Annotated in this window: 12 protein-coding genes and 1 pseudogene; 8 read left to right on the forward strand and 5 right to left on the reverse strand. The window is 52.6% G+C overall.

Annotated elements, in window-relative coordinates; all coding sequences use genetic code 11:
- The first annotated feature begins 6 nt into the window (after positions 1–6).
- From ACMZI0_RS18905 to ACMZI0_RS18935, 7 genes and pseudogenes are all read left to right on the forward strand, one after another.
- The gene (locus ACMZI0_RS18905) at positions 7–534 is read left to right on the forward strand and encodes a GNAT family N-acetyltransferase (protein ID WP_415674113.1); all 528 of its coding nucleotides are present in this window, start codon (positions 7–9) and stop codon (positions 532–534) included.
- A gap of 11 nt (positions 535–545) precedes the next feature.
- Positions 546–1,355 (forward strand): transporter substrate-binding domain-containing protein, encoded by an 810-nt coding sequence (locus tag ACMZI0_RS18910; protein WP_415674155.1) that lies wholly within the window; start codon positions 546–548, stop codon positions 1,353–1,355.
- A gap of 68 nt (positions 1,356–1,423) precedes the next feature.
- A complete protein-coding gene (locus ACMZI0_RS18915) occupies positions 1,424–2,095 on the forward strand; it encodes an amino acid ABC transporter permease (protein ID WP_415674156.1) in 672 nt (223 codons plus the stop codon).
- Positions 2,096–2,107: 12 nt separating this feature from the next.
- Positions 2,108–2,857 (forward strand): annotated as a pseudogene (locus tag ACMZI0_RS18920) (amino acid ABC transporter ATP-binding protein).
- A 93-nt stretch (positions 2,858–2,950) separates the two neighbouring features.
- Entirely contained in the window at positions 2,951–4,108 is a 1,158-nt protein-coding gene (locus tag ACMZI0_RS18925) for a M20 peptidase aminoacylase family protein (protein ID WP_415674114.1), read from the forward strand.
- A gap of 224 nt (positions 4,109–4,332) precedes the next feature.
- On the forward strand, positions 4,333–4,629 hold the full coding sequence (locus ACMZI0_RS18930; protein WP_415674115.1) for a hypothetical protein: 297 nt from the start codon (positions 4,333–4,335) through the stop codon (positions 4,627–4,629).
- 124 nt (positions 4,630–4,753) lie between these two features.
- A complete protein-coding gene (locus ACMZI0_RS18935) occupies positions 4,754–6,199 on the forward strand; it encodes a S10 family peptidase (RefSeq protein WP_415674116.1) in 1,446 nt (481 codons plus the stop codon).
- Positions 6,200–6,726: 527 nt separating this feature from the next.
- Here the strand turns inward: ACMZI0_RS18935 and ACMZI0_RS18940 are convergent.
- The 5 genes from ACMZI0_RS18940 to hemC form a co-directional block, all read right to left on the reverse strand.
- Entirely contained in the window at positions 6,727–8,166 is a 1,440-nt protein-coding gene (locus ACMZI0_RS18940) for a glycoside hydrolase family 1 protein (RefSeq protein ID WP_415674117.1), read from the reverse strand.
- 851 nt (positions 8,167–9,017) lie between these two features.
- Entirely contained in the window at positions 9,018–10,211 is a 1,194-nt protein-coding gene (gene hemY, locus ACMZI0_RS18945) for a protoheme IX biogenesis protein HemY (RefSeq protein WP_415674118.1), read from the reverse strand.
- Positions 10,212–10,213: 2 nt separating this feature from the next.
- A complete protein-coding gene (gene hemX, locus ACMZI0_RS18950) occupies positions 10,214–11,359 on the reverse strand; it encodes a uroporphyrinogen-III C-methyltransferase (protein WP_415674119.1) in 1,146 nt (381 codons plus the stop codon).
- A 46-nt stretch (positions 11,360–11,405) separates the two neighbouring features.
- The gene (hemD, locus tag ACMZI0_RS18955; RefSeq protein WP_415674120.1) at positions 11,406–12,146 is read right to left on the reverse strand and encodes a uroporphyrinogen-III synthase; all 741 of its coding nucleotides are present in this window, start codon (positions 12,144–12,146) and stop codon (positions 11,406–11,408) included.
- Complete coding sequence (hemC, locus tag ACMZI0_RS18960; RefSeq protein ID WP_415674121.1) at positions 12,143–13,084, reverse strand: hydroxymethylbilane synthase; 942 nt, start codon at positions 13,082–13,084, stop codon at positions 12,143–12,145. Before hemC ends, hemD begins: the two co-directional genes overlap by 4 nt.
- 335 nt (positions 13,085–13,419) lie before the next feature.
- Here hemC and ACMZI0_RS18965 point away from each other — a divergent pair, with 335 nt between their 5' ends.
- Positions 13,420–15,972 carry a class I adenylate cyclase gene (locus ACMZI0_RS18965; RefSeq protein WP_415674122.1) on the forward strand — a complete coding sequence of 851 codons (2,553 nt, stop codon included), beginning with the start codon at positions 13,420–13,422 and terminating at the stop codon, positions 15,970–15,972.
- Positions 15,973–15,984 lie beyond the last annotated feature (12 nt).

The following is a 15,984-nucleotide window of genomic DNA, read 5'->3' on the forward strand; positions in this document are numbered from 1 at the left end:
TTAAACATGAGTACGGTTTTTCGCCAGCTCACGCTGGAAGATGACGAAGCGTTTCTGACGTTGGCGCTGGCGGCTTTTGAGCCGATTCGTCAGTTGGGTATCCACTTTGCTGCTGCCCATGCGGATATCGACATGGTGCGTCGCCATATCACGCGCCACGGTGTCTATGTGCTGGAAAAAGACGGCGTTATGGTGTCGTCTTTTAGCATCCGCTACCCTTGGGGGCCGGAGCCAGGCCCGTATGGTTTGCCGCATTTGGGGTGGTTCGCCACTCACCCAGATTATAAAGGACAGGGATTTAGCCGCCAGATGATGCAGTGGCTGGAAGAAACGGTGCTGATTGGGAAACTCAAAGCCCCGGCGGTTTCTCTCGGTACGGTGCAAAGCCATCCCTGGCTAATCAATATGTATAAACATTACGGTTTTAATGAAGTCGGGCAGGCGAATCTGGGTAAAGGCCACCTGACGATTTATATGGAAAAAGTGTTGGACCAGGACGGTTATCACCAGTGGAAGAAGAAAAACTCCCAATGAGAGGCATGAGTATGATAATGAAAAAACTCACTTTGTCTGCGTTAGCGCTTACCACTGCCTTTCTGATGGCGGGTTGTAATTCCCAGGACAAAAAAGCGGCGGCAGGCGGTGAAGCAAGTACGGTACTGCGCGTGGGTTCTACCGGACAAAGCTACCCGAGCGGCTTTAAACAGGATAACAAGCTGGTGGGTTTTGACGTTGAAGTCACTGAAACCATCGCTAAAGATCTGAATTACAAAATCGAGTGGGTTACCGCCGATTTCAGCGGCCTGAGGGGCCAACTGGAAGCGGGGAAACTGGATACCGTGGCCAACGTTGTGGCGATTACGCCGGCGCGCAAAGAAAAGTATAACTTTGCCGATGTCTACAGCTACTACGGCAGCCAGATTGTCACGCAAAAAGACAATACCGATATCAACACGCTGGATGATCTGAAAGGCAAAACCGTGGCGGGCGTATTAGGCTCTAACCACGTGAATAACCTGAAGAAAGCCTTTGCCGACGGCAGCGTAACCATCCGTACCTATGAAACCCGCGACGGTGCGATGAATGATGCCCTGTCCAAGCGTATTGAAGGCTATGTGAACTCCCGCCCGATCCTGCTGGCGGAGATCAATAAGCGTAACCTGCCGTTCAAACTGGTGGGCGATCCGCTGGTGATCGAGGAAGTCAGCTTCCCGTTCCACAAAGATGAAAAAGGCGGCAAGCTGCGTGAGCAGTTTAATGCCGAGCTGGCGAAAATGCGTGCTGATGGCCGTCTGAAAGATATTTCTGTGAAATATTTCGGTGAGGACATCACGACCGCACCGCAAGCATACTAACAGACGCTTTTTTTGTCATCTCCCTTCCACCGGTGCTTGCGCCGGTGGAAGCATTAATGGTACTGCTCATGAATATCGATTTTGCTTACCTGCTGAAGGTGTTTCCTCAGGTTTTGCTCTATTTACCGACCACGCTGCTGTTAGCCGTGGTATCCATGATTTTCGCCATGATACTGGGTCTGGTGCTAGCGCTGCTGCGGGAAAGCAAGATCACGGTATTGGTGAAGGTGATTGAGTTTTATATCTCACTGTTTCGTGGCATTCCGTCGCTGGTTCAGCTGTTTATCATCTACTTCGGCTTGCCGCAGCTTTTCCCGGCGCTGAGCGACCTGACGGCGATGTCGGCAGCGATTATCGGTTTTAGCCTGAAAACCTCGGCGTATATGGCGGAAATTTTCCGCGCCGCGCTGGCCTCTGTCGATTGGGGGCAAACGGAAGCCGGGCTGTCGATTGGTATGAATCGTTCGCAGATTTATCGCCGCATCGTGCTGCCTCAGGCGATGCTCAATGCGTTGCCGGCAACAGGCAATACCTTTATTTCCTTGATCAAAGACACCTCGGTGGCCTTTGCGCTTGGCGTATCCGAACTGTTTGCCGAAGGCAAGATGATCGCTGCGGAATCGCTGCGTTTCTTCGAAACCTTCCTGGTGGTGGGGCTGATTTACTGGCTGGTCATTTTGGTCTATTCCTGGCTGCAAAACTGGCTGGAAAAGAAACTGAACCACTCATTACAGCGCTAAGGAGACCCCGCTATGATCAGTGTAAAAAATCTCTCAAAACGCTTTGGCGACAAAGTGGTGCTGGACAACATCAGCCTGGATATCGAACAGGGCGAAGTGGTGGCGATTATCGGGCCATCTGGGTCAGGTAAATCCACCCTGCTGCGTTGCCTCAACCTGTTGGAAAAGCCGGAATCCGGCACGATTGAAATTGGCTCGCCTGCTGGATACGCGCTGTTATAGCACCAAGGAAGCCTATGCACTGTGCCAGCAGACTGCGATGGTGTTCCAGAACTACAACCTGTTCAAGAATAAAACCGCGCTGGAAAACATCACCGAAGCGCTTATCGTTGTGAAAAAAATGCCGAAAAAGCAGGCGCAGGATATCGGTATCAAACTGCTGGAACAGGTCGGCCTGTTGCCGGAAGCCAGGTGACCTTGTCCGGCGGGCAGCAGCAGCGCGTGGGCATTGCGCGGGCGCTGGCCGTGGATCCGAAGGCCATTCTGTTTGATGAGCCCACTTCGGCGCTGGATCCGGAACGCGTGCACGAAGTGCTGCAAGTGATTCAGAACCTGGCGAAAAACAGCACTATGATGGTTATCGTGACCCATGAGATGCAGTTTGCCAAAGAGATTGCAGATCGGGTGATTTTCATGGCCGATGGGCATATCGTCGAGCAGGGGCCAGCGGAGAAGGTCATCAGTTTCTCCGACAATCCGCAGACGCAGCGCTTCTTACGTCAGATGACCAAGATGCCGGAACATACGGAATACGACATCTGACGATGCGGTAATACAAGCTATTTAGATAAAAACACCCTGCGCGCCGCGGGTTTAGTCCGCGGCGTTAAGTACGGACAGTGTGGAGAATACATCGTGAAAACAGCACTTCAGCATGCGCCTTTAGCGCAATTTATTCAGGCGTTTCGGCACGATTTGCACCAGGACCCTGAATTATCAAACCAGGAATTTGAAACAACCAAGAAAATCCGCGCCGCGTTGGAGAAGGAAGGCATCCGCATTCTGGATCTGCCGTTGAAAACCGGTCTGGTCGCCGAAGTCGGGAGATTGCAGGAAGGCCCGCTGGTTGTCGTGCGTTCTGATATTGATGCGTTGCCGATAGAGGAAGAATCTGGCGTTGAATTCACGTCTCAGCGTCAGGGCGTGATGCACGCTTGTGGTCACGATTTTCACTCTTCCGCTGCGTTGGGCGCTGCCATTTTGCTGAAAGGTATCGAGTCTGAGTTAAAAGGCACGGTGCGCATTCTGTTCCAGGCGGCAGAAGAGACAGGGCTGGGCGCGCCAGAAGTGATCGCGACCGGTGCACTGGATAATGCCGTGGCAATCTTTGGCATTCATAACGACTCAACGCTGCCTGTCGGCGTAGTGGGGGGTAAGGATGGCGCGTTGACCGCAGGTGTCGATCGTTTTGAAATCAAGATCGCCGCCAAAGGCTGCCATGCGGCCAAACCCCATGAAGGTAATGACCCTATTATCATTCTGGGCCAGTTAATCAGTGCTGTGCAGACTATTATCAGCCGTACGGTGCCTGCGGATGACACCTCTGTGGTGTCAATCACTCAGGTACACAGTGGCAGCACCTGGAACGTGATCCCGGATACTGCCTATGTGGAGGGCACCGTTCGTACCTTCAGTCAGACGGCGCGCGATCTGATTGAACAGCGCTTCCGCCAGATTGTGGCAGGTATCGCCAGTACTTTTGGCGCTGAGCTGGAGTTTATCTGGCATGCGGGGCCGCCATCGGTGGTCAATACGCCGAAATGGGTTGATTTTGCACTGCGCGTTGCCGATGAAGAAGGCTTTGAAGCTCGCCGCGTGGATGCCAGCCCGATAGGGGAGGATTTTGCCTTCTATCAGCAAAAACTGCCGGGCACGTTCATGATGGTGGGGTCGGGCGGACCTTATGCACTGCATCACCCGAAATTCCGTGTTGATGACAGTGCGCTGTTCCCCACAGCGCACTACCTCTATCAGTTGGCAAAACAGAGTCTGGAACAACTGGCCTCGCGTTGATGCTTTCCTCCGCGCCGTGCCCACGGCGCAGATAATTTATTTATCCCTATTTTATTTAAGAAAAACAGCTAAATATCCCACCCTTCTTGCTCGATACTTCCTTTTTTCACGATAAATGTAAGTTAAACGACGTGTTATTTATTATGTCAATTGATGTTCAAGGAATGAACCAATAATACGATTTCATGCCGAATGGTAAGAAATCTGTATTAAAAGGAATCGAAATGAAAAATAAATTTACACTGCTTGTTACCGTTCTCTTGCTTTCCGGTTGCACGACGCAATGGGTGACGCAATGGGTTAAGAACAGCGCAAATGCCGAGGACTTCACGATCTCCAAAGCGGCCTGTGAAGTACTGAGCGAGGAAAAATTCCCGGTGAAAAATGAAAAATACATCAGTGGGAAACGACTAGAAACACAAAGTTACGTGATGGATGTTAATGCAGATAGCCGTCAGGCGCTTTTCAAACAGTGCATGAAATTGAGAGGGTGGACATCAGAAACCAAGTGGTTCCAATAAGGAAGAATATTTTAAAAGGAATAATATGAATAGCCTGCAACGTTTTGTTTTTCCATTTACTTTTTTATGTTTAAGCCCCGCTTTTGCCATGCCTGTATCACCGCCTGCGCTAGAACAGGCTCAGATGCAGAGTGATGTTGTGGTGAGCGAAGGGAAAGTGAAAATCAATCAGAGCAACCTTGACTATCATGCCGAAGTAGGCGCGTTAGCACTGAACACGGACGATCCCGATGCGCCGGTCGCAACCTTGTCGTATGTGGCTTACTTCAAGATGATGGATAAGAAAGAGAAGAAGGAAAATCGTCCGATCACGTTTATTTATAACGGCGGTCCCGGCTTCTCCTCTGTGTGGCTGCACATGGGCGGGTTAGGGCCGAAACGGGTGGTTACCAGCACGCCGGACAAGCCCGTTTTGCCGCCTTATCCGGTTATTGACAATGCTTATTCCCTGCTTGATGTCAGCGATTTGGTGTTTATCGATGCGCCGGGGACCGGGTTTGGCCAGTTTATTAGTCATGCAACCAACGCTCAGGAGCGGCAGGCGCAAAAGTACCAAAAGGCGAATGAAGCTTACAGTATTGATGGCGACGCACAGGCGTTTGCTCAATTTATCACGCAGTTCCTGAGCCGCCATCAGCGCTGGAATACCCCGCGTTATCTGCTCGGTGAGAGCTATGGTACGACGCGCTCGGTGGCACTGGCCAACAGGCTAAAGACGCAGTACAACGTAGATGTTAACGGCATTATTTTGCTATCGCAGTATTTAAGCCAGGACATTGATATCGATTTCCCGGAATCCAACCCTGGCATCGATCAGCCTTATTATCTGGCGTTGCCCACCTATGCCGCTATTGCCCATTATTACCATCGCCAGTTACATGTCAGTGAAGATCTGGGAGAGTTGCTACGAGAGGTCGAGCTGTTTTCCCTTGGCCCATATGCCCAAGCGTTGGCACAGGGGAATCTTTTGCCAGAAAAGCAGAAAGGCGAACTGGCTGAAAAACTCGCCCGATACACGGGGATATTCGCCCGGGAGTGGATCAATGCAGACTTACGCCTTTCAGGCCCGGTGTTTGTTAAAAAGCTGCTCGCAGAGCAGGGCGAAACCGTTAGTCGCTCAGATGGCCGCTATCGCGGGGCGTCGCTGCATAAAATGGCCGCGTGGAGCGATTACGATCCGATTATGACCATCGGTTCCGGGTTTGTTTCCGCGTATCGTGACTATTTGACGCAGGCTTTGAAAGTGAACACGGTGCAAGACTATGTTTCTGACTCGAACGCCATTTCCCATTGGAATATGACGCCAGAAAACCGTTCTTTCAATCTGTTGCCTGCATTGTCTCAGACCATGAAAATGAACCCGCGTATGAAAGTGATGGTGCTCGGTGGCGTTTATGATCTGGCGACACCTTACTTTGTCGCGCAATACCACCTTAATCACCTTTCCTTGCCTGAAAAGCTCCGTAAGAATTTGCAATTTCACCGGTATGAATCGGGGCACCTGCCTTATCTTGATGAAAAATCCCTGCAACAGTTGCATCAGGATCTGAGTCGCTTCATTGCTGGATAATTCAGCGGGTTGTTGGAAAATGGCGACAGATACCATGTTTATATGTCTCCATAAGGAGACATATAACTAATTAAAAAAATAATGATAAAAATAAAATATTACGGTTCTGTCTCTGTTTGGAGACAGTGTGAGGGTTGGCATTCAGCCCCATGGGATAACCTGTGTGTGATATCTATTAGCTGGGTGTGTTTTATTTTATTATTATTTTCAATGCATTAATTAATTTCTGTTTTTTTACTTCCAGAGTGACAAGATATTGGCACATTTTATGCTAATATTATCGCGTAGATGCTCATTCCACCTTCTGTGTTTGCTTCGGCTTCATAATCCTGGGAATGATGCAGAGCCATTACGGGTGCTTATCGTCCACCTCCAGATGACGTTGCGGTTGGCAGTTTTGCTGCGTTTCACAACACCATCGGACTTTTCGGACATTACGTTGAGTGAGGCACTTCACTGCAGTCTTTTATGACCTGATCTTATTCAACGCTTGCCGTTTATTGGCAAGCGTTTTTTTTACGCTATTTTCAGAGCGCGACGTCCTCACCATGGGTGGCAATGACCTTTTGATACCATAAGAAGGATTTTTTCTTATGGCGCTCGCCACTGCCGGAGAGGGTGTCATCCAGATCGACATAAATAAACCCGTAGCGCTTGGACATTTCACCGGTGGACATGCTGACCAGATCGATACAGCCCCAAGGGGTGTAGCCCATCAGCGTCACGCCGTCGGCAATGGCATCGGCCATTGCATCAATGTGTTGCCGTAGATAATTGATGCGATAGTCATCCTCAACGTAGAGATTGCCGTCGGGTTTATCGACCGCGCCTAACCCATTTTCGACGACAAACAGGGGTTTACCGTAACGGTCATAAAGCTGATTCAGCGCAATACGCAGGCCAGTCGGATCAATCTCCCAACCCCATTCGCTGGCGTCAAGGAACGGGTTGCGCTTCCCGCCGAGCAGATTGCCTTCGGTATTGTCACCCTGCGCCTGAGTTTCATTCACGGTGGTCGACATGTAGTAACTGAAACCGATGTAATCGACGGTATGGTTCGCCAGCAATTCCAGATCGCCAGGTTCAATGGCCAGAGTGACGCCGAGTGAATCCCAAAGTCGTTGTGCATAGTAGGGATATTTGCCGTTGGCCTGCACATCGGCACAGTAGAAGTTAAAGGATTGCATCCGCTGCATGGCGGCCAACTGGTTTACCGGGTTGCAGTCGTAAGCGTAGGTAGTGGCATAAATAATCATGCAGCCCATTTGGATCTGCGGATTGACATCGCGGGCAATTTGGGTTGCCAGACTGCTGGCGACAAACTGGTGGTACCACGCCTGGAATTTCGCCTGTGCGTCCCGGGCACCCGTTTTGGCAATCAGCCTCTGACTCATGATCGGGAAATGTGCCGCGCTGTTGATCTCATTGAAGGTCATCCAGTATTTGACCTTGCGACCAAAACGCTCAAGAACCGTGCGGGCGAAACGTTCGAAAAAACCGACCAGCGCGCGGTTTTTCCAGCCGCCATAAGCGGTCGCCAGATGCAGCGGTAACTCATAGTGAGAAATCGTGATAACGGGTTCAATGCCATGGGCGAGGCAGGTATCAATCACCGCATCGTAATGCGCCAGGCCAGCTTCATTAGGGATTTCTTCTACGCCGTTGGGGTAGATGCGGGTCCAGGCAATGGAAAAACGGTAATACTTGAAGCCCATTTCGGCGAACAGCACGATGTTTTCCCTGAAACGGTGGTAATGATCTATGCCTTTGTGGTTAGGGTAAGTGTAGCGAGCGGTATCCAGCGAAAAATCAAAGGATTCAGAGGCTACGATGGCTAAGCGCGCTTTGCCGCCGGGGATGGCATCCACAATCGATAATCCTTTGCCCTCTTCATCGTATGCCCCTTCGACCTGATTGGCCGCGGTGGCGCCGCCCCAAAGAAATTCGGGAGGAAATCGTGTGTTCATGGGCTTCTCCTGTAGTGAAAGATGTTCAGCACTAGCGGATAAAAACCGCTCTTGGCTTTTATGAAACCGGTTTCAATCTTCGGCAATAATCATAGCACCCTGAAATTTTTTACGCACGCCAACCCCTGGCACCTATGCACCGAGTGATCCCTTGAACGCTATTTTTCCTGGTTTTACGCTGTGAGAAATAATCTCGGCGTATTCATTACAGTGATAATTTTATTGATTTTAAGGTTTTTACTTGATTGCTGTGATTGGCGTGTTTCAGATAAATTATTTATTGCATACAAAGGCGTTTTTTCATATTTTCAGTGCGAAAAAGAGTAATGAAGCAATAATGTTGAATATTCTTTTAAATGGGAGGTGTTTTAATTTCTTGAATGAGGAAAGAAATAAAACCAGCATATTGTCATTTTCAGGTGTTGGCATCAGCGAAAATGGATATGACTGAGATACAAGGGCGAGCGGCGAAAATGTTTCAGCGGAAACCGCGAATTCCCTTTGCGCATTCTGCTCCGAATAAACGAACCGCATTCACGATGTCTGAAGTGCAAGGTCAACTTGGCCACCAGGGCTGCCTGTATTAAGCATGCTGCTCCCCTTGTATCAATATGAACGATGATTATGAATTACGTATTGCAGGATGATGGCTTAATTCCCCTCACATTAGCCGTCGGGTGATGTATAAATTTCATATCTACGGCGTCCATAGCGTAGCTTCGCGCCCAGAATAGATCTGCTCTACCCTTCACGCACTGTCGGTGTATCAACAGACACACGAGAATGCATCTCTGTGCGGTCAGTATGCTAGTGTGCCCAAGGTAAAGTGGCACACCAGTCGGTGGGATGTATCAGTTTTGCGGCGCTTGCAGCGTTAGCAATAGCCCTTCACGACGCATCTGAGCCGCTTCTTCCGGCTGTCGCAGGTGATCAAAGGCATCGGCACGCCAGGCATAATCGAAGGCATCCGGACGCAGCGCCAACGCGGCGGCAAACGCATCGCTCGCTTGCTGCCATTCCCCTTGTTTCAGCATTAACTGTCCCAGCGTACTGTGCAGTAGCGCATTGTCCCCATGTTGTTTAAGCAACTGGCATAACAGTTTTTCCAACGGGGCAGGTTCACCGGCAGCCAGACGCGGCATCAGCAGTACCAGACGCTCATCGTAGTGGCGCTTCAAGCCGTCAATGACGATCTGCTGAGCGGTTTGGTGATCATCACACGCAATCAGGTGCTCCGCCATGGCCACTTGTAACGGCAAGTCTTGCCGCACCTTACGGCTTTGTTCCTTCCACCACTGCTTCAGACCTTCACTGCTACCTTCCGCCATCGCCTGTTCCATCAGACCGAGCAGGGCGGATTGGCGCAAAGCTTCCAACTCCTCCTCGGTGCGGATTTGGGTTTTGCGCATGGCTGGCAGAATATCCAACAGTTCACCGTAGGCGTGGGTACGCTGGAATGCCAGTTCAGCCAGACGCAATACTTCAGGGTGGCGCGGTGCGTATTCCAGCAGACGATCGACGCCATGGCGTGCGGCGTGGTCCTCATTACGAGCCAGTTGGATACGCACGCGGGTAATGTCTACCGGTAGCTGATCGGTGTCGGCCATTTCAGCCGCCCGCTCAAGATACTGTCGGGTGTGGAACTCGTCGCCGCGCTGCTGTGCCGCTTCAGCAGCCAGCAGGTAGTTAACCACCGGCTGTTCCGCGTGATCGGCATTGCGCGTCATCAGTTTTTCAACCTGCAGATAATCGCCTTCGGCCAGTTTAAGTAGGGCTGCTTTGGTCTGTTTTCTGGCGCGCGTGCGTTTACGGCCCAGGAACCAACCCCGTGTGCGTGCGCCGGTACGAAAAACACGACGTAACAGCCATTCCAATGCAAACAGCATGATTAATAGCAGCACCAGCATGATCGCCAGCCCTGTAACGCTGGTTTCGATATTGTAGGTGTCGGTTTGTATCAACACGTAACCCTGACGCCCGGCGAGCATCGGGCCAAGCACTACGCCAGCAATAAGGATCAGGAACAAGAACAGCACTTTCAGCATGATCAGCCCTCCTGTTGCTGTGCAGGCGATTGCGCCAGCAAATTACGCACTCGCGTTTGCATCAATTTTTCCAGCAACGGCTGGCTTTGCAGCGTAGTCGGAACATCAAGAGAGACGGGTTGCTGGCTCAAGCTGTCAACCTGCTCCAAAAAGGCTTTAGTACCAAGATCGCTGGTATCGAAATAGGCGCGAACCCAGGTGGATACCGCCTCCAGCGACTGTTTATAGGTCTCGTTCTGATGGCGCGGCACGGCTTGTGCGGCGGTCAGCAGGCGCGCACGAATGTTTTCACGCAGGTAGAAATCCTGATTTGGTGCCAGCAGCGGTTCTGCATTGCTGTCGCGACGGCGAATGGTAATAAAATCGGACATAAAATTGTGCCAGCTTTTACTCAGATTCTGTCGCCATTCGCTGAGTGTGGCTGAAAGCTCGCCATCGGTTTCATCCATCGGCGCGTCATCTTCCTGAGTGTTATCGGCCAGACGGAGATTGTCGACCTGATCGGTTAATTGATTCACTCGCAGAATGATGCCATCGAAATCCACCTGGCCGACTGATGCCAGCGCGCTGATATCATTGGCAATAGCGCGGCGCAGCTCGAGCAGGCTAGGGTCGTTCATGTCGGCCAAAGTGCCATCGGCGCTTTTCAGGAGCGCGCCTGCGGTCAGCACATCTTTATCACTCCAGAGCTTGTGTCCGGCCAGCTTGACCAGAAAATCCGCCTGTGCCAGCAGCCAGGTGCTGGTGTCGTGATTGGAGAGTGCCGCCAGTTTTTGGCTGAGCTCACCGGATTCACGCGTGACCACGCTCAACTGGTGCGTGGTGCTGTCCTGCCACTGTTTTTGTTGCGCTTGCGAGGCCTGCCACGCCGTTTTTTCCTGTTGATACTGCTGCTGTAGCGCCGTCAACTCACCCTTTAGCTGTGCCATGGATGCGGCGTTTTGCTTCTCTTGCTGCTGCCCGAGGTAATACACGCCCCCACTCAGCAGCAGGGCGATAACAATGGCAAGCCCGCCCAGCACACGGCCATTTCCCGCATTGTCCTGGCGCGGCGTATCCTGTGACGCAGCGTTGGATTGTGAAAATGTCGCGTCAGGGCGTTCTGTCACCGTTTCCGATGGGGTTGAAGGGGTATGGTGTTCCGTCATAATGGGTCATCCCATGGTCTGGTTTGTTGTACGGTTGGCCGTGCAGTCACGACAGCAGACGCACAAGCGCGTCGTTATCGGCATTGTCTGCGATGAGCACGTCACGCCAGCCAAGCTGACGTGCTTCTGACGCCAACCGTTCGCTTACAACGATAACCTGGCAGTGGAGCAGCCAGGATTCGCGATAATAATTTGGCACCAGCGCATACAGCTGGTGCAGCATATCGCCGCTGGTTATCACCAAACGATCGATACCCAGTTGCTGCCAATGTCTGCTCTGTTCCGGCCCATCATAATAGACCGGGCTGCGCTGATAACATTCACAATAACTGACTCGCGCGCCACGTTCTGCGAGCGTTGTTGCCAGCAGTTCTCTGCCGCCATTCCCTCGTAATAATAGCGCGTTTTTGCCGCTAATATTTTGTAATTCTGGTAGTTGTAGCAGCATTTCGCTGGTTTCCCGCTCTGACGGAAAGGCAACGGCGCGGGATGCCGCCTGATGCAGCGCCAGCGCGGTCGTGCGTCCGATGGCGTAATAGATGGGGGCGGTGGGCCAGCGTAAATTTGCTTGATTGAGTGTGGCGGAAGCATAGTGCACGGCATGTTGTGACAGCGCGAAGACCATGTCGCCATCGCGCAGCGCCGCCAGCCGTGCAGGCAGGGAAGGTAATCCACTGCCGGGGGAAAAATCAATCAGCGGGCTGTGGCAGGCCGGGTGGCCGAGCTTGCGCAGCCGTTCAACCAGCGCCTCCCCCGCAGGTGACGGGCGGGTCACCAGAATGGTCATGATGAACCTGCGCCTTGATAGACGGCGTGCAGAATGGCGTGTGCGCCATTAGCCAGGAGTTCTTTGGCCAGATCGATGCCCATGCGCTCCGCATCGCTGGCGGGGCCGATGCGCTCGCCGCGAATCATCTTGCTGCCATCCGGTGCGCCGACCAAGGCTCGCAGCCAGAGTTGCCCTGCGTTCAGTTCGGCATAGCTGCCAATCGGTACCTGGCAACCGCCGTCGAGGCGAAGGTTCATGGCTCGTTCAGCAAGAACGCGGCAGGAGGTTTGTGCGTGATTGAGCGGTGCCAGCAGCCCGCGCACGCGAGCGTCATTTTCCCGGCATTCGATGCCAATGGCACCCTGTCCAACGGCGGGCAGCGACTCTTCCGGCGTGAGCGGTGTGCGGATGCGCTCCGCCAGATTTAGCCGTGACAGCCCGGCAACGGCCAGAATGATGGCGTCATAGTCGCCGTTATCCAGCTTGCTCAAGCGGGTGCCGACGTTGCCACGCAAATCGCGGATAACCAGATCGGGACGGTGGGCGCGCAGCTGGCACTGGCGGCGCAGGCTGGAGGTGCCGACACAGCTACCGAGCAGGAGATCGTCCACGCTGGCATAGTGGTTTGAGACAAAGGCATCACGCGGATCTTCGCGTTCACAAATGGTGTACAAGCCAAGACCATCAGGGAATGACACCGGAACATCTTTCATCGAGTGCACGGCGATATCGGCGCGGTGTTCCAGCAAAGCGCGTTCCAGCTCTTTAACAAACAACCCTTTACCGCCCACTTTGGCCAGCGGCGTATCCAGAATAATGTCGCCGCGCGTGACCATGGGAACCAGTTCAACCTGTAAGTCCGGGTAGTGCTCTTGCAAGCGCTGTTGAACATATTGTGCTTGCCACAGGGCTAGCGGGCTTTGTCGGGTGGCAATTCTAAGGGTGTTGTCTACCATGCTTAATACCGTTTTTATCATTTAGCGCCATCGTATCACTGAGACGCACAGGTGTCAGCGTTCCGGCGCTGAAGGTGCTGCATAGCGACGGGAAGATGCGCGTTTTCACCATAAGGTGAGAGGATAGCGGCGTAATCATGCCAGAGAATGCGGAGCAATAAGAGAAAGTAAGCCAATAGTGTCTAACTTTCTTTAGTTTCTTTACGCTCAATGAGCAAGGTGTTAAATTGATCACGTTTCTAGCACTATCTTATCAGTCACTCCTCTAATTCTATTGCTGATGAGTTTGGAGCACGGGGTTTTTTCTAGGCACTGGGATAATCAGGCGGACCGTCTTGTACTTCTACATCGAGACTTTGAAGCAGAGACTGGACGCGATCAACCAATTGCGAGTTGACCGCGCTCTGGAAGCAATGAAACCCGCTTTTCAGCAGGTTTATCGCCTTCTGCCCGTATTATTGCACCACCATCATCCGCTCATGCCGGGCTACCTTGAAGGCAAGGTTCCGCACGGTGTGTGCACTTTCACGCCTGATGAAAACCAACAGCGTTACATCGACAGCATTGAGCTGCGCTGGGGAGAGATCCCTGCCATCAATTCGCAGGGTGAATTGCCTATCACCGGCGTCTACTCCATGGGTAGCACCTCCTCCATCGGTCAGAGTTGCTCTTCCGATCTGGATATCTGGGTGTGCCATCAATCCTGGCTGGACCACGAAGAGCACCAGCGTTTACAGCAGAAATGTACCCTGTTGGAGCAATGGGCGGCGGCGCAAGGGGTGGATGTCAGCTTCTTCCTGATTGACGAAAACCGTTTTCGTCACAATGAGAGCGGCAGCCTGGGCGGTGAAGACTGCGGTTCGACGCAGCATATCCTGCTGCTGGATGAGTTTTACCGCACTGCGGTGCGCATGGCGGGCAAACGCCTGCTGTGGCATATGGTGCCGGTTGAAGAAGAACACTACGACGAGTATGTCCTGTCGCTCTATGCGCAGGGTGCGCTTGCACCCAACGAGTGGCTGGATCTGGGCGGCTTGAGCTTGCTCTCGGCAGAAGAGTATTTCGGTGCCAGCCTGTGGCAGTTGTATAAAAGCATCGACTCTCCCTACAAAGCGGTATTGAAAACCCTGTTGCTGGAAGCTTACTCCTGGCAATACCCGGACACACGCTTGCTGTCGATGGATATCAAAGCCCGACTGCACAAAGGGGAGATCGTCGCGCTTGGGCTCGATCCCTATTGTATGATGTTGGATCGGGTGACCGAATATCTCACGCAAATTGAAGACCCGACGCGCCTCGATCTGGCGCGGCGTTGTTTTTATCTGAAAGTCTGCGAAAAACTGTCACGCGAAAAAGCCTGTGTAGGCTGGCGGCGGCAGATCTTAAGCCAGTTGGTGCAAGAGTGGGGCTGGGGCAGCGAACACCTTGCCATGCTGGATAACCGCGCCAACTGGAAAATCGAGCGCGTGCGTGAAGCGCACAATGAGTTGCTCGACGCGATGATGCAAACCTATCGCAACCTGATCCGCTTTGCGCGACGCAATAACCTGAGCGTCAGCGCCAGCCCGCAGGATATCGGCGTTCTGACGCGTAAGCTGTACGCGGCCTTTGAAGCCTTGCCGGGAAAAGTGACGCTGCTCAACCCGCAGATTTCACCGGATTTGTCCGAAGGGGATCTGACCTTTATCTACGTTCCGACCGGGCGTGCTAATCGCTCCGGCTGGTATCTGTACAATCAGGCACCCTCCATGGATGCCATCATCAGCCATCAGCCGCTGGAATATAACCGCTACCTGAACAAGCTGGTGGCGTGGGCCTATTTCAACGGACTGTTGACGCCGAATACGCGTCTGCACATTAAAGGCAGCGAACAGGTTGATATCGCGCGCCTGCGCGAGCTGGTGGATGACGTTTCTTGCCACTTCCCGCTACGTTTGCCGGCACCGACGCCTAAAGCGCTGTACAGCCCGTGTGAAATCCGTCATCTGGCGATTATCGTTAATCTGGAACACGATCCCACCACAGCGTTCCGCAATCAGGTGGTGCACTTTGATTTCCGCCATCTGGATGTGTTCAGCTTCGGTGAGCAACAGCAGTGTCTGGTGGGCAGCATTGACCTGCTGTACCGCAACTCATGGAACGAAGTGCGTACCCTGCATTTCAATGGCGAACAGTCGGTGCTGGAAGCGCTGAAAACCATTTTGGGTAAAATGCATCAGGACGCGGCGCTGCCGGAATCGCTGGAAGTATTCTGCTACAGCCAGCACCTGCGCGGTTTGATTCGTACGCGCGTGCAGCAGTTGGTTTCCGAGTGCATCGAACTGCGCCTGTCCAGCACTCGACAAGAGCCGGGCCGTTTTAAAGCGGTAAAAGTGGCAGGGCAGACCTGGGGTCTGTTCTTCGAACGCCTGAGCGTATCGGTGCAAAAGCTGGAAAACGCGGTGGAGTTCTACGGCGCGATTTCCAACAACAAACTGCAAGGGTTGCCCACGCAAGTGGAGACCAACCATATCCACCTGCCTGCGGTGATCGATGGCGTAGCCAGCGAGGGGATCATTCAGTTCTTCTTTGAAGATCTGCCCGAAGAGCAGGGATTCAATATCTTTATTCTGGATGAATCGAACCGCGTTGAAGTCTATCACCACTGTGAAGGCAGCAAGGAAGAGCTGGTGCGTGACGTGAGCCATTTTTACTCGTCGTCTCATGACCGCTTTACCTACGGTTCCAGCTTTATCAACTTCAACCTGCCGCAGTTCTACCAGATAGTGCAGTTGGAGGGACGGGCGCAGGTGATTCCTTTTCGCAGTACGACGCTATCTCATTTAAACATATCGCCGAGCAAAGAAGGTGCCTCGCCTGCGGTCAAACAGCGGCTGCATATGCTTTAGCGCTCTGGTTGT

The organism is Symbiopectobacterium sp., from assembly GCF_047692315.1.
GTDB lineage: Bacteria > Pseudomonadota > Gammaproteobacteria > Enterobacterales > Enterobacteriaceae > Symbiopectobacterium.